This window comes from Pontimicrobium sp. MEBiC06410, from assembly GCF_053601615.1.
This window is the reverse complement of sequence record NZ_JBSHNT010000139.1, coordinates 21,745-43,942: the sequence shown is the minus strand read 5'-3', so window position 1 is coordinate 43,942 and position 22,198 is coordinate 21,745. Positions and strand designations below refer to the sequence as shown.

The window sequence follows — 22,198 nt, the reverse complement described above, 5'->3', positions numbered from 1 at the left end:
AAAATCCCAAAACATAAAGTTTTGGGATTTAGAAAGTTACTGTTGTTGTATTATAGATTTGAGGCTACAATTAACTACTCAATCAGCACTTTTTTTGATAATTTACCTGTCTCAGTTTTAAGCTCTAAGATGTAATTTCCTGTGCTTATTCCTGCAGTTTCAAATTCAATATACTCTTGAGGTCTAGTCTCGTTTTTAATTTTTATAATAGATTGACCCAATACATTAAATAATTCAACAGATTTTATATTTTCTAACTTAGGATTTTCAATAACTATAGTTTTATTGTTATTTGCAAAGTAAAATAGTATATCATTATTAATTTCAACACCTTCTACGCTTAGTACATTGTCATTAGAGAAGCGTAACTCGAAACGATCTAGATATTCTCCTGCTTCTAAATTTATAGAGAAATCATTAGTTTTTACATCATGATATAATTCTGTTACTGTATCGTATATATAGATTTCAAGATCATTAGGCGCATTAATTAATTCATCTACTTTAAAAGTGTTTATGCCTGTAGTGTTTGTATGAACACCTATAGGTAGTATTGTAGAGTCTTCAATAGTATTTATACCTTGTATTACGTATTTTTTATCATTCATCATCCAATACATATCGTCCATTTGTGTTTCTGTATGTTCTCCATCATAGCCATAATCTAAACCTAAACTAGCATTAGTATCTACTGTTACTAGTAATTGTCTGTTTAGTTCATTTACAGAACTAAAGCCAAGACGAATCTTTAATCTTTCATCTCCACTAGTGGTTGTTATGTTGCTAGCTGTGTTTTTAACAAAAATAGAGTTTGTTATATCTTCTTTTTGAAATGCTCGTTGTCCATTATTGAATACAATATTTCCCGTTGCTTCTCCACCTACAAAGAAACCTTGTGCTACTGCAATGTAACGTCCTGGTAATTTAGTAGGTGTACCTCCGCTTCCTAATGTATTGTTTCCAAGCGTAGCTGCTGGTACTCCTCCTGATAAATTGTAGGTTGCATAACCTCCTTGGTATTCTGCGGTAACATGTGTACCACCTCCCCAGTGTTCCCAGAAGTATAGTGTTCCTGAGGTTGCTCCTGCGTTTTCAATAACTGGTGCGTTATCCAGAATAAACTGGTGTGCATCTATGGCCGAAGCATAAGGGTTACCAACTAAGTAAGAATTTCCTGCTGTTATTGGAAGTGTTATATCTCCGTTGTTAGGTTTTCCTTCTAAGGTGTAGTTTTGTTCTAATGCAACATTTCCATTAGTATTATTAATGCCTTTCATAGAAAATCCTTCTCCAGCTAGTAAGGTTCCAGTACTTCTTACGTGTTGCCAGTTGTAGTAACTTGTGGCATCATTACTATATTTCCAAATCCAGAAATCGGCTATTCCTAAAGGTGATAATGTACCATCGTAACTGGTAGTAAGAAAGTTTATAGGTCCTGGGGCTGCTGGGTTTGTTCCGTCATTAAAAATATCGGGTACTGTATAGCTATTATTGTTTGTAGTTGTATTACTTACGCCCACTGGAGAAGACCAATAGTTATAGGTAAATAAATCCTGAGTACCTTGCTGATCTCTTTCTAGTGTTCCAGAGCTAGCTGGATTAAAATCACTTCCTGTTGTTTGTATTAATTGCGATTCTCCTTCTAAATCTAATTTTCCATCAATACTTAAATAATGTGTTACTGTTAAAGCATTTCCTGTATCTGTTGCATTATCTCCAATAATTTCAACCTCATTAGTATCAATCATTAAACTTAATACAGTTCTTACATCTTTATTTGTACTAGGAAGGCTTGAAGTATTATCCATAGTTATATTATGGTTGGTTCTAATTATATTCCAATCTACAGTAATATTTGGGTCTACTATTGAAGGAGATCCTGGAATGTATTGTTCTCCTCCATTCTGCCAAGTTGTAGCTGTGTCCCAGTCACCATCTGCTAGAGAGCTGTATGGTAAAGGAGACGATTGGTATTCTAAAGTAAACTGATCTGGATCGGTTAAGCTTCCTCTGTTTCCATTTCCAGAAACATCATTTAAATGTGTTCCTATATAGGAGTTCATGTTATAGTAGGCTAAAAGATTAGTCCAATTAACAACTTCTATTTCATTTTTAGTAATGGTATTTGGTACTACTGCTCCGTTTACAACGGTTACTGCTTTTTCTAACTCTTGGTTCATTACATAGCGTAATTGATTTGTGGTAAGAGCTGTGTCCCATATACGTATTTCATCAATGTCTCCTTTAAAGAAGTCTTGTATATTAGATTTACTTACATAAATTGCTCCAATTGCAAAAGCTGCTCCGTTTGGAGTAGGAGAGGTCATGGTTTTAGTTGTGTCTAAAACACCATCTATATATAAATTAGCGGTTGTACCATCGTAGGTAACAGCTACATGATGCCAAATATTATCTGGTAAAGTTGTATTCGAATCTATTCTGTCTGCTGGAGTATTGCCCACAGAAAAGCTAACAATATTTCCATTTGTAATGAAAAACTTATAACCAGATGTGCCATTGTTTTTTGCAACAATAGTTTTATCTGATGACATCGCATTATCTCCATCTGGTTTTACCCATGCAGAAGCTGTAAAACTACCTGCTAAATCTATTCTGTCGCCAACTAAGGTATAGTTGTCTATTCCGTCGAAGCCTAAGTGTCTTGTTCTTACTTCTTCATGTGCAACACCAAAAGTAAAATATTTAGTGCCATCAAAATCGTAAGTTCCTTCTCTAGTAGCTAAACCATTAAAAGTGCTTGGGTCTAAAAATACAGTTTGTAAACCTGTTGAAAAATTAGCATCGTCAGCTACTAGCATTACATAAGCATCATTTCCTGTTAAAGGCGGAAGCCCTGCTAAATCTGTTTCGAATACAGAAACTTCTACAGTTCCAATATCGTCTCCAGCCGTTTCATTTATTTTCCATTTTCTATTCATTACATCTGTTACTGTAGTAATTGTAGCAGGTCCTAAACTTACAGTAATAGAGGTTGCTGAAGAGTTTGTGTCATTTCCATCATTTCCCCATATTAAAAACTCTCTATCTGTACTAAAGCCATTAATGTTTAAGTTGTTTGTTAATTCTGTATTACTTAGAGATATGGCAACTATAGAACTATGATTAACACTTTTTGATTGTTTTTGGTTTAATTCAGAATTATCATCACGACCAATTCCAGCTATATCATAATTGAATCCAGCATTCGCAGAAACATCCCAGATTATATTTCCATCGGAGGATAAGTAGTTTTGGCTAACTCCATTAACTCCAAGTGTAATTCCATACTTAATTGCTAAATAGGACTCTATTCTGTCTCTATCTACTCCATCGGAATTTCTAGCAGAGAATGTAATTAGCTCTACAATTCTGCCATCTAAACTCCCTTTATAGCCTTCACTTCTTCCTAGCCAATAATTAGCGTTATTTACAGTTCCGAATTGTGGGACACCTACTTCTGTATTTACAACATTGTTACTATTATAAAGTAACTCGTAAGCGCTGTTTGATGTGTTATGGCGCCCATTTATTATTCCAGCGTTATCATAATTTGAGGTGTTGTTAACTTGTGCAACACCATACCCTCTATTGTTAACAGGGGTTGTACCTGAAGGAGTAGTACCATGTGCAAAAGAGAGTACTTCGCCAGCATATCTTATAGAATAGGCTCCAAACCCTATGCCAGTACCATCTGTTGCTTGTGTGCTTGTGTCTGAGTCGGCACAGAAAATATCCATACTTGGTGTAGCAGATGTTGTATTAATATCTGGTATAAGCACTACATAAATATCGTCTGAGTAATATCCAGATGCTCCAGCCATAATGTCTCTTGTAGTATCTGAATAGGTGTAATCTACGGGCGCATTATTGTAATTGTTTTCAAAGTCTACTACAGGATTAAAGTTTACATTGTAATTTGGATTGTCTCTATAGGTTGGTTCTTGTCCAGGATTAGGTGTGGTGGCATCATTAGCATTTGCTTGATCGTACCAAGTTGTTAAGGGTTGCCCATCTGTTGTTCCTGCTCCATCGTTTGCTTTTAACCATAATTCTAAATTTGCAGTTACTCCACCTGGCGCTTCAATGACTGGTACACCACCAAAACCTTCAACTAAAAAAGTAAATGGGTTCTCGTCTGTGTCATTATTTGCTATTGTAATTATAGCTGTTCTAACACCATTTGCTGTAGGATCGAAAGTAATATCAAAACTAGTACTACCTCCAGGAAGAATTGGGGTGGTGGGAGATGCAGTTAGGGTAAAATCGGTTGGATTTGTTCCTGTAATAGTTACATAAGGTGCGCCTCCAGTTAAGTCTAAATTTAAAGTACCTAGGTTGTTAATGGTAAATGTATTTGTGATAGAGCCTACTGCTACATTTAAAGCTCCAAAATCGCTATAATCTGCAATACTTGGTGTAGAATCTCCATTAGTAAAAGAGTTGCCATTTCCTGTAACTTCTATTTCGGGTTGCGGTGTACTTATTGTGGTTAATGAGATGTCATCTATAGACATATCGCTTGTGTAATTTGCACCTGTAGTTCCAGAAAACCTAATTTTAATAGTTTGCCCTATATATGCACTTAAATCTATAGTTGCAAGATTCCAAGCAGCACCATTACTAGTTTGTACTTGTCCGGTTTGTGACCATAAATTGGTTGGATATGTAGAGCCTCCATCTGTACTTAAATCTACATTTAAAGTTCCCATACTGTTTCCATACATATGGTAATAAAAAGTAAATAATGCAGAAGACATTGATGTTAAATCAAAACAAGGACTTTCTAGGTATGCATAATTATTATAGTTATAGGATGCTTCTGTATACATATAATATGCGCCATCTGAAGCATTATTTGGGCCAGTAGAAGAGGATATAGTTCCTCCTGTATTTCTAGTCCAATCAAACCCATCAAAAGCATTTTGGGTCCATAAACCTGTGCCAGATTCAAAACTTTCTGTATATGGAAAAGTGTTTACGAAGGTTGTGCATGAGCAACTTCCAGTTACATTAAAGTATAAAGTATAACCAGCTGCGCTTGCATTAGCTCCAGAGTTTGTTAGCGTTGTAACTCCTCCAGCATTTATAGTAATGTTTGAAGCGCCATTCCAGCCATCTCCATAGGTGTCATACATTGTTATGTAGTAGTTATTACCTGTAGGCATGCAACCTAGGTCTAATGTTGTGGAATAGGCATCATTGTATAGTCCTGAGTATCCATTATCTATAGTTGTTATTAGTGTGCCCGAAGGGTCATATATTTCCACTCTATTTTCTGATGACCAATTAGGCCAAGTTATAGAAAGGTCTACAGAGGCGTTTTGAGAGTTAGAAAATTGAAATGAAAATGCTATTATAATTAATAACATTGTACGTTTTAAATTTACATTATGTAAATCTTTTTTGAGGGTAAAAGTTTTCATAAGCAGGTAGCTTTGATTGGTTTGGGACTAATTTTCTATTAACTAAATATATTTAAACAAAAGATTAAATGCAATTATTTTCGATAAACGGTAGTTTATAGAATTATTTTTTCGATGAAATGCGTTTAAAAAGTTTTAAATATCGATGAAGTACATAATTATGATGGTTAAGTGGTTTTATTTAGAATGATATTTTATAAAAAAAGCCTGAAATAATTATTTCAGGCTTTTTTTATAAATATTAATGAGTGTAGTTAAGTCATTTGTTTTTATTTAATGACTTTATGTTTTAGAGTTGCATTGGTTTCTAAATCAGTAATTTGTAATATGTAAGTCCCTTTAGATAGAGTATTTAAATTAGTTATTTCTAATCTATTATTTTCTATGACGGTTTTTCTGGTATTGTAAATAATACGCCCACTTAAATCATATAATCGAATAGTTACATTGTTTAATGTATTAGGGAGAATTATATTTATTGAATTGTTAAAAGGGTTAGGGTATATGTCTAATGTTTCTAATGTGTTTTCTGAAATACCAAGTGTTGTGATGTTAACAGTAACAGAAAGTGTTTTAGAATCATTTCCACATGTAGAGCTTGTACTAGTTAAAGTAACATTGAATGTACCAGATTCTGTATATGTATATGTTGGGTTTAAATTAGTAGATGTTCCAATAGCATCTCCAAAATCCCAAGTGTAATTATCTGAGTTTAAAGAGGTGTTAGTAAAGGTCACTTCTCCATTATTGGAAGCATTAACCTCATAGGAAAAATCGGCTACAGGATTAGGTGTAACAATTACGTTTACAGCTTTTCTGGTACTCTTTACATTAGCAATGTCCCAATTATAAAAGAAATAATAAAAAGAACTTCCTGCACTACTATCTTTTATAGAGATACCACTGTTTGTATAGGGATAGGAAACACCAGTACCTGTTCTGTATAGAGATAACCCACTAGATAACTCTACAGCAGTTAATCTTAAATCTGTAGCGACAGGTATTAAGAAATCTAATTCTATGGTTTGTACTCCAGGAGTTTCAATTAAAATAACTCTAGAGTCTAACATGTTTCCATTACTATCTTGTAGTTGTACTTCCATTTCTCCTGCTTGACTAGGGTTAATAGTTACTTTTTGCAAGAGTACAGATTCTGTAGCATCAAAAACTAAGTATCTGCTACCAGATCTTTGTGCTCCATTATTCTGACTGTCTAAAATTCCTACTGATGGTTTTGTGATTTCATCTTCTACATAGTATGTTGTATTGTTTTGTAATGAAGGTGTATTATATGTTGGTCCTGTATAAATAGGAGTCGTAGCATCTATAGAACTGTACCAATTTAAAACCCCTGAACTGGTAGCTGTTAATGTCGCAGATTGAGAGCTACAAATAGTCTCGTCGCTTGTAACGGGTTCTGGTGTAGTAGCTACTAATGTTACATTTTGTATTGTTTTGGCATTGTTAGTAACAGTAATGTTAATAGTTTGAGGTGTATAACCATTAGCCTCGTATGTAACATTGTAAGTTCCAGCTTCTATTAACCTATAGTAGTCACCTAATGTTTTACTAGAGTTAACCCAAGAATTATTAAAGTCGTGTCCAGTTATAGATATTTTTGCTGCAATTGGATTTCCAGAAGCATCGCTAACAATGCCTTGAAACCCATAATTTGCTTGTTTAATGTAATCTAAAAAAGCTTGTTTATTAAACTCCCATAAATTGGGTAATTGAGCACCATTAATAAATTTAACATTAGAAAGTTCTATAGTTACTTCTTTTGCATGTCTATAATATGTCATGTAATCCTGTCTTCCTCCATATACAGTATACCACGATGCTCCATGGGTAACGCCTGGGCTAGGGTATGTTCCTTGGTCTTCATCTACCGTCATATAATTAGTATCCCCAAGCGCATTACTAGCATTTTGGGCATGAGTTGCATACTCAACCGAAATATATTCGTAATAATTATGATCTGCATGTTGTGTAAATGTATTATCTCCAGGATAGTTAACTAACTCTGTACCTCCATGAAAATTAGCAGACAGAACAAAATCTTTAGAAGCTTCAAAATTCATAAAGGCAGTAGTTTCTAATTCATATACTCCTCCAGTACTATTAACATGCAATCTACTAGTATTACCTGCACCTTCATTTATTCTACCAATGTTTTCATGATCGGGATAGTTTCTATTTAAATCTTGTCCGTTAGCATTAGAACGTGTAGGGCTATTTATAGTTATGCTTCCTGTATTTCCATAAGTTCCATCTGGATTAGCTGAAGGATTAATATATATTTCTGTAGCATTAACTAAATTGGTAACTTCTGTATTTGTACCATAATTATTTAAAAGATAATCTATTAACCTAATCATTAAAGGGAAACCTGCAATTTCATTTCCATGCATAGAAGAGGTGTAAAAAAACTCTGGTTCTGCTTCTTCCATTGTTACATTATCAGAAATTTTAAGCACTAATAGGGCTCTACCATTTTTAGTTGTACCTATATTTTCTAAAGAACAAATAGAAGGGAATGTATTGGCATAGTATGTCATTTTATTTACATATTCTGTATATGTAGGGTAAGCATCCCATGTTACATCCCATCCAGCTGCAATTGCTGCATTTTTTCCGTATTTAGATATTGCTTGAGGTGATTGACCACTTAAATGCGGATCGAACAATAATTCATTGTCTTCAGCTTTTACACTGTATGGAATATTGTATTCTAAGAACTGTTGAAATGTTTTTGAATTTGCATAAGCCTCTACCTCTAAGGCATCTTCATCTACATGTTTATGTCCTATAGAGATTATTTTAGATAATGCATTAAATTGTGCTTTGTTACTTGCTTTAAATGTAAAGCAGACTTCATCCTTTTCTTTTAAGTATTTTTCTGCTTTTTGTTTATGCGTTTCTTGGGCGTTTAAGTTAGTTAACGAGATAACTAACACTACTAATAGGAGTATAGTTTTTTTCATGGTAGGTACTGTTTTTGGGGGAGCTGAGCCTTACTAAAGTATGAAAAAAACTTTAAAAACACTTTGAAATGCAAATAAAATCGATAAAGTGTATGTTTTTAGTCAAACTTGTACTAGTATTCAAAAGAAGTAAAACGCAACTATGGTTTAATAAATAAATGTGTTTATAACATATATGTCGCTTTTCTGTTTCATTAATTACGTAATAGTTAGTCTCTGAAAAAAATATTATAAAATTGGTTTTTCAAAAAAATGTAATTGTATTTAAAATATTAAGATGATTAACAAGAGCTTATTTAAATCCTATTAGGATTGTTTTTCTCAAATGCGTCTAATTTTGAAGGTGTTAATCTCATTTTTAACTCTCAGTAAACTCAAAAAAAGACTTTGATAATTAAATAATTAATAGTAAAAAACTTCTTTTTTTGAATAAAGATGAATAAAAAACAAAGATTTTTTGAAAGTTAATAAAATCATAATATTCGTTTAACCTAGTATTTGAACACTTTATCTATTGATTTAAATAGGTGCAAAAAATGTTAAAAAAAAGTAAGGAACGCCCTTACTTTTTTTATGGAATAGAAGTGTTTTTTCTTCAGTAATATTATCGAGATTTGTTTTAACTAACAATCTTCTCTTTGTAGAAATAACTTCATGTGACTGAGGGAAGCGAAGCTATATTTTGTGCTGAAAAAACACACTTTTTTATGAATTTTAATATTGGTTGGCATATTTTATATGTCAAATCTCGCTGTGAAAAAAAGGTTTATCAATCTCTTAAAGATATAGATTTGGACTCCTTCCTCCCAGAATATAAAACTGTAAAACAATGGAGTGATAGAAAAAAAACTATTATAAAACCATTATTCCCTTCGTATGTATTTGTGAATATTAATTCTTCAATGGATTTTCATAAAGCATTATCCGTTCAAGGTGTTTGTACATATATAAGTTTTGGGAAAGATTATGCAAGAGTAAGCGATAAAGAAATAGATAGAATAAAACTTTTTATTGGAACCAAAGGATTAACAGATATTGAGACTAATGCAGAGCTACCAAAAGTAGGAGAGATTAGAACAATTAATGAAGGTGCCTTGAAAGGATTAGAATGTGAAATATTAAAAGTAGATAATACTAATAAAATAATTGTAAGAATAGAGTCTCTTAAGCAAAATATAATGGCTACTATTCCTGTTGAAATAATAAAAACCCCTCAAGAATTAGTTAATTAGAAATACTTATTTGAAATTGATTTAAAAAACATATAAATTTATAAATACTTAAATAAGTATAAGCTCCCTCTTTATAATGATTAATTTAAATACAATAGCGTTAACACGTTATTTCCTTACATACCCTTTATCTTCCCCAATTAAGCTTAATGTAGCATTGCTTAGTTGCTTTTTAGCACTATATGTAAATGCGCAAACTACACCTAAAGATTCTGTAACAACAATAGAAATAAAAGAAGTGATTTTAACCAATACATTTAAAAAAAATGCTACTGGTATAACGTCTTCTGCAATTGTTAATTCAGAAATTCTAGAAACTTTTAGCCCTTTAGACATTACAACATCAATTAACCAAGTTCCAGGCGTTTATGCTTTATCTGGAGCTTTAAACACTAATAGGATAACGATTAGAGGCATAGGAGCAAGAACGCCCTTTGGTACAGACAAACTAAGACTTTATTATAATAATATACCTATTACAAATGGAACAGGAAGTTCTACAATAGAAGCTTTCGATTTAGAAAATTTAGGAAGTATAGAAGTTATAAAAGGCCCAAAAGGAACAGCATATGGTGCTAATTTAGGAGGTGCAATATTATTAAAATCCAGGACACCAAAATACAATACCACTGTACTCTCTAATAATTTTACTTTAGGTTCTTACAACTTAATTAAGGATAATTTAAGTGTACAGCATAATTCTGATGCTTTTTATATAGGTTTAAATTATAACCATACAGATTTAGATGGATATAGAGAGAATAATAGCTTTAAACGAAACGGACTATTATTAAACACCGAGTATCGTATTAATGCCTCTAATACAATAGGTTTACTTGTAAATCATATAGATTATATAGCACAAATACCAAGCTCTATAAACCAAACAGATTTTAACGAAGATCCTACTCAAGCCGCAGGAAATTGGTTAGCGGCACAGGGGTTTGAAGATGATATCTATACCCTTATTGGTGTGCATTACAAAGGGAAATTAAGTGAAAGACTAGAAAATACAAGCTCTATTTTTTATAGCCATTTAGATAATAACGAAGCAAGACCATTTAATATTTTAAATGAAGCCACAAGCGGATACGGATTTAGAACTCAATTTAAAGGCTACTCAAATATTAATACCACTAAAATTGAGTATACATTAGGAGGAGAATTATACAAGGATAAATACGATTGGAAAACCTTTAGAAATGAGTATAGAGATAATAATGGAAATGGAAGCCTGCAAGGCGAGCAAATAAGTAATAACACAGAATATAGAGATCAGTTAAATATTTTTGGATCTTTTAGTTATCCTATTACAAATAAATTTAGGGCACAGTTTAACCTCGCTCTAAACCAAACAACTTACGATTTTAGAGATTTATTTAATAATGGAGAGGATAATAAAAATGCCTCTAGATCCTTTGATCCCATTCTGCTTCCTAGTTTAAGTTTAGAGTATGCATGGAGCCCTTTATATAATCTATATTTTAATATAAGCAGAGGTTTTTCTAACCCTGGATTAGAAGAAACATTAACACCAGATGGAGTAATTAATCCTAATATAGAGCAAGAAAAAGGAATGAGTTACGAAATAGGTTCTAGTTTAAAACTGTTAGAAAATAACCTGCTGTTAAATATCTCATTATACCAAATGAATATTAAAGACTTATTAGTTGGGGAGCGTATTGGAGAAGATCAATATGTTGGTAGAAATGCTGGTAAAACAAAACACCAAGGATTAGAGATAGATGCAAATTATAAGTTTCCATTTATTGGCGGTTCTATTTTAAAAACTTTTGTAAGATATACCCATAATAATCACTCTTTTGTTGATTTTATAGATGAAGGCGAGGATTTTTCAGGAAATAACTTAACAGGTGTTCCTAAAAATAAGCTAGATGCAGGTTTTTATTTCCTGTTAGATGGATTTTACTGGAATACAACGTATCAATTTGTAGATAAAATTCCATTAACAGATGCCAATACATTAAGTAGCGATCAATTTTCTGTGTTCAATACCAAAATAGGTTATAAAAAAGGAATAACAGATAAATTAACTTTAGGTATAAGTATAGGAGTTAATAATCTATTTGATACCAAATATGCACAATCTGTACTAATAAATGCTGTAGGCTTTGGTGGCGCAGAACCAAGGTACTTTTATCCAGGAAATAACAGAAATTATTATGGAAGTTTTAAAGTAAACTACCGCTTATAGATAAAAAAGAGATAACGTTACCTGTTTTCTTATTGGTAACACGACAATAACTTATTAATCAGCAAAAAACATTCTAGGAGTAGCATAGCAAATATGTTGCTCTACTTTGTAGTACACCGCTTTTAAGGCTTTAAGTACTATATAACGCTATTTTAATTATAGAAAGATGAGCTTAAAAAGACAATACAAATTAAACATGCCTCAACTATTATGGGGAGGTTTAAGCGAAAATTGGTTACTTAAAGAACTAGGAGATGTTCATTGGCAACAAATAACAAATGCTTTAAATACAGCTTCAGACCAATTAACAGATAGTAGAGGAGAAAGACTATATGCAAGTTTTGTACGTTTACATTGGTCCGGAGCTAATATTTCAAAATTTGCAGAGAATGATAGTCTAGAATTACAAAGTAAACTTTCTAGGTACGGAAGTAAAATGTTTTTTAGTGAAACAGATGGAGTAGGAACATCAGGAGCATTTAAAGCGAATTTAATGTCTGTATTTTCTACAAGAGAAGCTTCAGATAATACTAAACTAAAAAAGGGAGCTTTAAAAGCAGAAATAGATTCAGATGCTATAAAACTACACAGTAAACTTCCTCCAGTCGCAAAAGAATATTTAGAAAATAAAAGCGGAATCTTCGATGAAAATAATCAATTAAAACCAGAAGGAGTCGAGCCAATTATTTACCAAAAAGAATACATAATAGATGCTTATGATGATATAAATGGTGTTGGATTATTATATTTTGCTAGCTATCCAAAAATTAATGATAAATGTGAGCGTGAGTATATTAAAAACCAATATCAATTAAAAGGAGACTGGTTAGAAATTGCAGGAGTAATTTCAAGAGATATACACTACTATGGTAATGCTAACTCTGGAGATAAACTTATTTACGAGTTAAATAAACTAGAACAAAAAAAGGATGAAGTAACATTACACAGTTCGTTATACAGAGCAAAAGATCAACAATTAATAGCAAAAGTATACACTACAAAACAATTAAAAAACAGTGATGCTTTAGAGATTAAAAAAGAGCCTGTAGTAGTAAAGCAGCAAGATTTAAAGATAAAACAGTCTAAAATTGACTATAAAACACCAATAACATTAAACGCTAAGCCACTAACAGATTTAGATAAAAAGACATTAAATACAATTGTATTACAATTTTTGAAATCTGTGTTAGAGGTAGACACATTAACAAAAGACACAAAGCTTAATGAGTTAGGAATAGAATCAATAATCTATCAAGAACTATCAGAGTATTTATATGAAAACCACAAAATAGATAGTAACCCTAGTCGGTTTTATGGAACAGAATCTGTTGACACATTAACTAATTATCTTTTAGGAATAGAAACATCAACAATACAAAATAAAAGGAATGGATATAGCGCTTCTATAGAAGAAGATATTGCCATTGTAGGAATTAGTGGTAGATTTCCAGGAGCACCAAACCTAGACACCTATTGGGAAAATTTAAAAGCAAATAAAAATACCATCACAGAAGTTTCTACAGAGCGATGGGATTGGAAAACATTTAATAAAAATCCAGAAGAAACAACAACAGCAAAATGGGGCGGTTTTATAGAAGGAGTTGGTAATTTCGACCCACTATTTTTTGGAATTAGTCCTTTTGAAGCAGAGCTAATGGATCCGCAACAACGTATTACACTAGAAAGTGTTTACACAGCTTTAGAAGACGCAAACATAGTACCATCGGCATTAAAAGGAACAAATACAGGAATATATATTGGTGTCTCTGGCTCAGATTACGCACACATATCTGGAGAAGCAAGAAAAGGAAAAGCAGAAGCCTACGATGCAATTGGTACAGCCAGTTCTATTTTAGCAAATAGAATCTCTTATTTATTAAATATACATGGGCCAAGTCAGGCAATAGACACAGCATGTTCATCATCTTTAGTAGCTGTAGATCAAGCTGTAAAAAGTATTAAAAACGGAACAAGTGATATTGCAATAGCAGGAGGCGTACATACAATGTTAAGACCAGAGTTAACTGTATCTTACAGTCAGGCAGGCATGTTAAGTGTAGACGGACAATGTAAAACTTTCGATAATGAAGCAAATGGATATGTTAGAGGAGAAGGTGTTGGAATTGTCGTATTAAAAAAGTTAAGTAAAGCAGAGCAAGATGGAGATTACATCTATGGAGTAATAAAAGGAAGCGCAGTAAATCATGGCGGAAAGGCAAATACGTTAACATCTCCAAATCCAGAAGCACAAAAAGCATTATTAATAGAAGCTTACACCTCTGGAGATATAGATCCTAGAGATGTTAGCTATATTGAAGCACACGGAACAGGAACACCACTTGGAGACCCCATAGAAATTGAAGGCTTAAAACTAGCTTTTAATGAGTTATACAAAGAAAAAAATATTAAACCGTCTAAATATAGCTATTGTGGAATAGGAAGCGCAAAAACTAATATAGGGCATTTAGAAGCAGGAGCAGGAATTGCTGGGTTATTAAAAGTACTATTATGTATTAAAAATAAAACACTACCAGGAAACCCTAATTTAAAAACGCAAAATAAGTACATTAATCTAAAAGAAACACCTTTCCATTTAAGAACAGAAACGACACCTTGGACAATTGCTAAAAATAAAACAAGAATTGCTGGCGTTAGTTCTTTTGGATTTGGAGGTGTCAATGCGCATGTTGTTTTAGAAGAGTATAAAAACAAACAAAAAGTATATAAAAGCCTTAGTCCAGCACTTATAATCTTGTCGGCTAAAAATAACGATAGATTAAAAGAAAAAGCAATAGAACTAAAAAAACACCTTCAATCTAACCTGGTGCAACTTCACGATTTAGCCTACACACTTCAGTATGGCCGTGAAGAAATGGAAGAACGCCTTGCATTTAAAGCAGAAACAATAGATGATGTAATAACAAAACTAAATAGTTTTTTAGAAGGCGATACAATAGATATAGCTACAGGGAACTCTAGAAAAGACAATTGCAGTTTTTTACTAGAAGGAGAAGCAGGGCAAGCCTATATGGATATTGTAATTTCTAAAAAAGAGTTTACATTATTAGCAGAACTCTGGGTAAAAGGAACAGATTTAAATTGGGAATTTTTATATGGAAAAACAATACCAAATAAAATAACATTACCAACATATCCTTTTGCAAAACAATACTACTGGGTATCTAAACCAGAACAAGAAACCTTAGAAACGACCAGTACTAAAACCAAAGTATTAGAAATACAGGCCTCAATAGAAGAAACCGTAGAACTTACAACAGAAGAAAAAGTAAAAAACTTTTTAATGACTGTATTAAAAAAGGTTTTAAAACTAGACGAAAAGGATATAGATTTCACGTTAGATATTGGCGATTATGGAATAGATTCTATTATGTCTGGACTTATGATAGCAGATATAAGAGAAGTTGTAGCAGAAGTACCACCATTACTTTTTATGGAGTACAGAACCTTTAATGACATTGTAGAATATTTAGTAGCAGACTTTGGAGATAATTTTAACGATATTAAGCAAAGCGCACCTGTAGTAAAAGAAGTAATAAAGGTTGTTAAAGAAACACTGCAAACCGAAAATATACTACCACAAAAAGAAGCAGAACCTCAAGAAAAAGAAACAGAAAGTAATGCAATTGCAATAATAGGAGTTAATGGTATCTTACCGCAATCAGAAAATACATTGCACTTTTTTGAGCACCTAGAAAAAGGAGACTCATTAACAGAAAAAATTCCACAAAAGCGATTAGACCTATTAGGTTTAAAAGATGAAGAGCGCAAACAAATAGCAGAATTTTATGGCGGGTTTATTGATGGAATAGAGTATTTCGATTATAAGAAATTTAAATTCACTAAAGAAGAAGCAATACAAATAGATCCACAATTAAGAAAACTAATAGAATCTGTATGGAATGCAATTGGAGATAGCGGATACAAAGTAAAAGACTTTCAGAAAAAAGAAACAGGTGTTTTTGTTGCTACCACAGGAAATTCAGGATACTTAGATGTTATGAAGCGTGAAGCGCAGGAGTATGAAGTAGAAACACCAGCACTCTATGCCAATCGTTTGTCTCATGTATTTAATTTAAAAGGCCCTAGCCAAGTAGTAGATACAGCATGCTCATCGTTTATAGCAGCAATGGAAAGAGCCTCTCACGCTTTCCAAAGAGGCGATTGTAAACAAGCTATTGTGGCCACAGCCACACTTAATTTATCCTCTCATGAATTAATTAAAGAAGACCTTACAGGAATTTATTCTAAAAGCGGAGAAACTAAAAGCTTTAGTGAAGATGCAGATGGGTTTGTAAGAAGCGAAACCATAGGATCTATAGTTGTAAAACCTTTAAACGAGGCAGAAAAAGATGGAGATTATATCTATGGAGTAGTTAAAGGAATAGGAGTATACCACGGTGGTAAAGCACCTTTAAAATGGAATAGCCCAAATATAAAAGGGCAGAAAAAAGCCATAGAGAAAGCCATAGCACAAGCAAAAATAGATCCCTTAACAATAGATTATATAGAAGCAGAAGCCAATGGTGTATCTTTTGTAGATACATCAGAGATGGTTTCAATTCAATCCGTATATGGAAACTATTTTAAAAACCCAGTAAATGGAATAAAAGATAAAACAATTTACGTGGGAAGCTTAAAACCATTAATGGGGCATGCAGAAACCTCCTCAACGTTCCCGTGCTTGTTAAAATTAATAGCAAGTACACAAAATAAAAAATTATATGGAGTAAAAGGATTATCGCAAATAAATGGAGCAATTACTCTAGATAAGCACTTTTCTATTTTAAAAAATGATATAGACTGGCAAACTTTAACCGATAACCCTAAACGAATGGCAATGAATTGTTTAGGTATAGGAGGCGTAAACACCCATTTAATTTTTGAAGAATATCAAAATAAGACTACAGAGAATGTTGAAAATGAACGAGAATTTAGTTTCATATTCTCAGATGAAAATGAAGAACAATTAACTAAACTATTAGAACAATTTGTAATAGCATTACCTAAACTAAAAGATAACTTTAGCACATTCGAATTACTAAATAGACTAGAGTTTACTTTACAAGAAGGAAGACATATAGAAACCTGCCGTTTAGCAATAATAACCAACACGTATAAAGACTTACTAGAAAGTATTAAAGCATGGCTGTTAGACAAAAATGCATGGGCAGACAATAAACAACGTTTTTATAACGCAAATAAAATAGAAGCAGGAGACGCAGTATTAGTTCAAGAAGCCTATACTACCAAAGATATAAAGGCGCTCACTAAATATTGGACAAAAGGCGCTGTAATACAATGGAGTCGCATTCAAAAACACACAAGTATTTTAAAACGTATTCCTATACCAACAACAACCCTTAAAACAACATATTGTTGGCCATTTAATATTAAAACTCCCATACAAAATAAAATAAAAATGAGAGAAACAGACCGTCCAAAACCTATTTACGATTTAATAAAAGGACAAACGGAGTCACCTTATAAAATTAATAATAACCATTTATTTCTTTTCGATTTAAAATGGGATAAAGTTGAAAGCAACACTTTTAATGAGGCAACAACTACGGTATTAGAACAACATGCTATTCTATGTTATATAGATACAGTAACATTAAAAGATATTAATGGATTGGTAGTACCAAAACCAGAGTATTATAATGAAAAAACATACACAGAATTAGTAAATAACGTATTCCTATACATTCAAAATGTAATTAAACAAAAACCAAGACATACGGTAAGTATTCAAATTATTTTACCAAAATCTTGTATAGATAATAGTTATGGATTAACAGGGTTAGTACACAGTACTAGGCAAGAATCTACCAAAGTAAAACCACAATTAATTTTTGTTGAAGACACGGTAGAAGAAAATACGTTGCATACTATTTTAAAAGATAATATTGCTAATCTAGATATCGATAGAATAATAAAATACGAAGGGAAAACACGCTATGTAGAATATACTAGTCCAATAAATATTATAAATAAGCCAATAAAATTAGAAAAGACTTATAAGTCTGGAGACGTTATTTTAGTAACAGGAGGACTTGGAGGCTTAGGTATTGCTATGACTAAAAATATTTTAAAACATAGTAAGTATGTAACCATAGTACTCGTTGGGAGATCAATACTAGATAAAGCTAAAAGTGAAAAACTAAAAGAATTAAACAACGACACAAACAAGGTTGTTTATTATGATACAGACATTTCTAAAGAAAAAGAAGTTAAAAACTTAATACAGAAAATTCTTAGAATACATCAAAAACTAGATGGCGTTATTCATTGTGCAGGAGTTATTAGAGATAACTATATAATGAAAAAAACAGTAGAAGAAATTAAAACAGTATTCGAGCCTAAAGTATACGGAGCCAAATATATAGATGAGCATACAAAAGACATCGCATTACGATTTTTCTTATGCTTCTCTTCATTACACTCCCTCGGTAATGCAGGGCAAGCAGATTATGCTATGGCTAATGCTTATCTAGATGGCTTTATAAGGGCAAGAAATAAAGCTGTTAAAAATGGTAGAAGACAAGGACAATCAATAACAATGAATTGGCCATACTGGGCAGGTGGAGGAATGCAACTTTCTGAAATCGCTATAGACCTCATGACAGGGACTAAAGGATCTGTACCAATGCCAACAGAAATAGGCGCAGAATTAATGCATTACGCAATACAATTAGGGCAAGAACAAATGTTTGTTGATTTAGGCGATTACAACAAAATAATAAAACAACACAATATAGACCGTTACGAAGCAAAACAGCTTCTTATCTAAACATTTAACCTCTAAAACTATATATAAACAATCCATTTTAAAACTAATAAACTAATAAAAACAAAACCCTCATGAAACATATTGTTACACTATTTGCTATAGTATTTATGGTAAATAGTTCAATAGCTCAAAAAGCAAAAGATTCTATTAAACCGTCTTTAGGAATAAACTCGGAGCTCTCATATAAAATGCTTGAACCAAATCAAGATTTGAGAAAAATAAATATTTTAATAACAGAAAGACAAAAGGGAACGCTTAAAAACAAAAGCTTAACATTTGGAGCATCATTGATAGCATTAGGAGACTATCAAAAGTCTAATACCGATTCAAAATTTGGATATTTAATGCGTCACCCAACACCTAATAATCAATTAGGAAAAGAAGTAAGTGAAGCAGTAATACATTCATTTCAATTTTCGGCAACAGCAGCCGTTAATAATTGGTTAACCGCTTATGCAGAAATACTTTACGATCCACAACAAAGTTTTGGGCCTGGAACTATTACAACACTTACTAGAAACCAATTACAATTACGTAAAGGATATGTGTTAATAGGAGATTTAAATAAATTTCCTGTATACGGTGCTATAGGTAAAATGGATGCCCCTTTTGGCATAACAGGAAGTGTAAACCCTTTTACAAACTCTACATTATGGCATGCCTTTGGTGGTCTGGGCTATGGAGCTCAAGTCGCATTTAAAAAATGGGATGTTCATGCAACATTTATGGCAGTACAAGGCGGATCGCAATTTAGAGCATTAACAATGCCTGTAAACGATAGTAATGTGCCATCTAGACTAAATAATTTTGTTTTCGATTTAAATTATACTTTAAATATTAAAGAAGGGGTAAATTTACTTTTTGGAGGCTCTTATTTACATGGAAGCGCATACTGCCACGGCTTTCCAGTAACTCACTTTTCTGGATGTGCAGATAATAACCCAGCATATACATTTTATGGGAAACTAAATATTAAAGACCGATTAACTTTAAAAGGAGGTTTTGCAAAAACATTAGAAGTTTGGCCAGGAACACATAACCCAACACCTCCACTTGATGTTTTTGAAGCATCAAAAGTATCCTCGATGGAAGTAGGAGCTAAATATAATTTTAATAATAGCGGCGCTTTTAAATATGCAGTTTCTGGTGAGTTCTCTAATTTTATCTCAGGACCAGATGGAGCACCATGGGAAAGACAAAATCAAATAGTATTAGGGTTTTCAGCACTTTTAAATAATTCATCAAAATTATTCTTAGAACTTTTTAGAACAGATGGATATGTACCATTAAACTTTATAAGTGGTAGTGCTCCAAACGCACCATTTCCAGCAGGAGAAACACATAGTGAAAGAGACGTTTTTAGCCATGGGATTGTGCTAGGAGCTCAAATAACACTTTAAAAAAACCAATAAAATATATAGATAATAAAGGTTAAGATATTTAGCCCAAGCTTCCTATTGGCTTTTTTTAAAGTATTTAGAAAGCTTAGGCATATAAATAATAAATATAAACAAGCAAAAATTTAAATAATAATTAAAACTGGTAACCAATGAATGAATTAGAAGAACAAATTAAAGAGTACTTAACAAACAAATCTGCAGAACTATTAAGTATTGAACCGTCTGCTGTAGAGTGGGAGTCGGACATAGACGAATATGGATTTGAATCTATGAAAATAAACAAATTGTGCGTGGACATTAACAACACTTTTGGTATAGAAGTACGTCCAGCAGTACTATTAGAATATACCTCTTTAGCTGAGTTTAGCGACTACCTAAAGAAGGAACACTATGCTAAAATGGAGGAAGTATTAATGTAATGTCTTGCATCTCTATATAACTAGAATCACAACTAATATATATGAATTTTTAAAAACAAATCACAATGAGAAAAGAACTAGATATGAACGCGTTCGAATATGATAGTGATCAGCAACGCATTTTAGAAAATGCTAAGTATTTATACTTAGACGATGCAGAGATGGTAGAACACTACTCGTATGTTCAAATGAGACACCAATTAACCTCTACAAACTATGCGCTAGATGCAGAGAAAGAGTTTATTAAAAATAAGTTTGAGAAGTTTAAAAAAGAATGTAAAGATTTCGACAAAATCGATTACAGAAAATCTCACATAAAACTTAAAGCATACAAACCAGAAGAAATAGATCAAGAAAAACTGACTAAACTACTATGCGATCCTGGAGCACCACCAGTAGTTATAAAAGGGTTAATGAATGATACTAAGGCAGCAAAGTCTTGGAACCATGAGTACTTAATAAAAAACTATGGAGATGTAGAATTATTTGGTATGGATTACTCTAAAAACGATGGAGCAGATAAAAACATTGGTTTTGGAGAAGGAGCTAAAAAAGTAACCGCTAAATATGTTTTAGAAAATCAGTTAGATCCAAAATCTAAAGAAACATTTTACATTAATAACTCTGTAGACTTTTTTAATGCTTATCCAGAACTTTTAGAAGATGTTGGAGTAAGTAAGTTAAATAACATGGTAGATAATTTAGTAAAACCATTATTTCCACAGTTATTTATAGGAAACTTTAAAACCTGGGGAACAGACTGGCATATTAATAATGATGTTAGTGCAACCTTTGGAATTTCAGGAGTAAAACGTTGGTTCTTTATGGATCCTTTACACGCCTATTCGTTACAAATTATACCAACACCACATACACCAGCAGGAATGCTATCTTCTGCCTTTGTTGGCGGTTCTACAAGTATACGTTACGATTTAGATTATCACGTATTACATAACCCTGTATATGCATACATTCCTAAATATTATTACGATCAAGGACCAGGAGATGTTATTTTCTTCCCAAAATGGTGGCCACACTCTATTATTAATCAATCGCCATTAACAATTATGGCAAACCAACGCTATACAGAAGTAGATTTAGTAGAAAACACAAAATCTTTCGATACAGCAATTAGAATGCCATTATACGAAAATATCTTAAGATCAGACCCAAGATATAGAGATTACAACTTCAAGATTTACCAATCCTTACAAAAGGAGGAAATCATTACCGGAGCTACATATTTTGGAAGAGAACAAGAAGAAAAAGAATTAGAAAACGCAGAATAGATAAAGCTAAAACATTATGAAAAGTAAAGAATTTTTATTGAATATGGGATTTTTCTACTCTGTAGTCATTCCAGAAGAAAAAAAGTGTTACATCCTTAAAGGAAAAGAATTTGAACACGCAGATGTTCAGAATTTTATTAATAACGAGACAATGGATTATTCTCAATATGAATCTACAGGTTTCCCTTACGATGTAAATGAGAGTTGGACAAGTTATTTAGAAGCTCAAAACCCGGTAAACTACACATCTGAAAAAGATTTATCTGAAGAGCAATACATAGAACGATTATCAGCAAGAAAAAATACTGATGGATTAGTATTGGCTATAAAAGATCCAGCAAAAGATAAAGTGAAAGTATTTAAGAAAAATATGCAATTATTTCACGGCTAGTAGGTGCTAGTAATAAGTGAAGAGGTTAAAGTTA

At 32.4% G+C, this 22,198-nt stretch carries 9 protein-coding genes; 7 read left to right on the top strand and 2 right to left on the bottom strand.

Annotated elements, in window-relative coordinates:
- Positions 1-74: 74 nt before the first annotated feature.
- Together ACVC08_RS03540 and ACVC08_RS03535 are read right to left on the bottom strand one after the other, a co-directional pair.
- The gene (locus ACVC08_RS03540; protein ID WP_452601011.1) at positions 75-5,423 is read right to left on the bottom strand and encodes a LamG-like jellyroll fold domain-containing protein; all 5,349 of its coding nucleotides are present in this window, start codon (positions 5,421-5,423) and stop codon (positions 75-77) included.
- A gap of 269 nt (positions 5,424-5,692) precedes the next feature.
- A complete protein-coding gene (locus tag ACVC08_RS03535; protein WP_452601010.1) occupies positions 5,693-8,407 on the bottom strand; it encodes a M14 family zinc carboxypeptidase in 2,715 nt (904 codons plus the stop codon).
- Positions 8,408-9,114: 707 nt separating this feature from the next.
- Between ACVC08_RS03535 and nusG the strand changes: the two genes are divergently transcribed.
- The 7 genes from nusG to ACVC08_RS03500 all read left to right on the top strand — a co-directional run bounded on the left by nusG (position 9,115) and on the right by ACVC08_RS03500 (position 22,164).
- Positions 9,115-9,639 (top strand): transcription termination/antitermination protein NusG, encoded by a 525-nt coding sequence (gene nusG / locus ACVC08_RS03530; protein WP_452599523.1) that lies wholly within the window; start codon positions 9,115-9,117, stop codon positions 9,637-9,639.
- A gap of 76 nt (positions 9,640-9,715) precedes the next feature.
- Positions 9,716-11,854 (top strand): TonB-dependent receptor family protein, encoded by a 2,139-nt coding sequence (locus tag ACVC08_RS03525; RefSeq protein ID WP_452601009.1) that lies wholly within the window; start codon positions 9,716-9,718, stop codon positions 11,852-11,854.
- A 196-nt stretch (positions 11,855-12,050) separates the two neighbouring features.
- Positions 12,051-18,665: a Pnap_2097 family protein gene (locus tag ACVC08_RS03520; protein WP_452601008.1), complete on the top strand. Its 6,615-nt coding sequence runs from the start codon at positions 12,051-12,053 to the stop codon at positions 18,663-18,665.
- 71 nt (positions 18,666-18,736) lie between these two features.
- Positions 18,737-20,065 carry a hypothetical protein gene (locus ACVC08_RS03515; RefSeq protein WP_452601007.1) on the top strand — a complete coding sequence of 443 codons (1,329 nt, stop codon included), beginning with the start codon at positions 18,737-18,739 and terminating at the stop codon, positions 20,063-20,065.
- 149 nt (positions 20,066-20,214) lie between these two features.
- The gene (locus ACVC08_RS03510; RefSeq protein WP_452599148.1) at positions 20,215-20,484 is read left to right on the top strand and encodes an acyl carrier protein; all 270 of its coding nucleotides are present in this window, start codon (positions 20,215-20,217) and stop codon (positions 20,482-20,484) included.
- A 65-nt stretch (positions 20,485-20,549) separates the two neighbouring features.
- The gene (locus tag ACVC08_RS03505) at positions 20,550-21,773 is read left to right on the top strand and encodes a cupin-like domain-containing protein (protein ID WP_452599149.1); all 1,224 of its coding nucleotides are present in this window, start codon (positions 20,550-20,552) and stop codon (positions 21,771-21,773) included.
- A gap of 43 nt (positions 21,774-21,816) precedes the next feature.
- Entirely contained in the window at positions 21,817-22,164 is a 348-nt protein-coding gene (locus ACVC08_RS03500) for a hypothetical protein (protein ID WP_452599150.1), read from the top strand.
- Positions 22,165-22,198 lie beyond the last annotated feature (34 nt).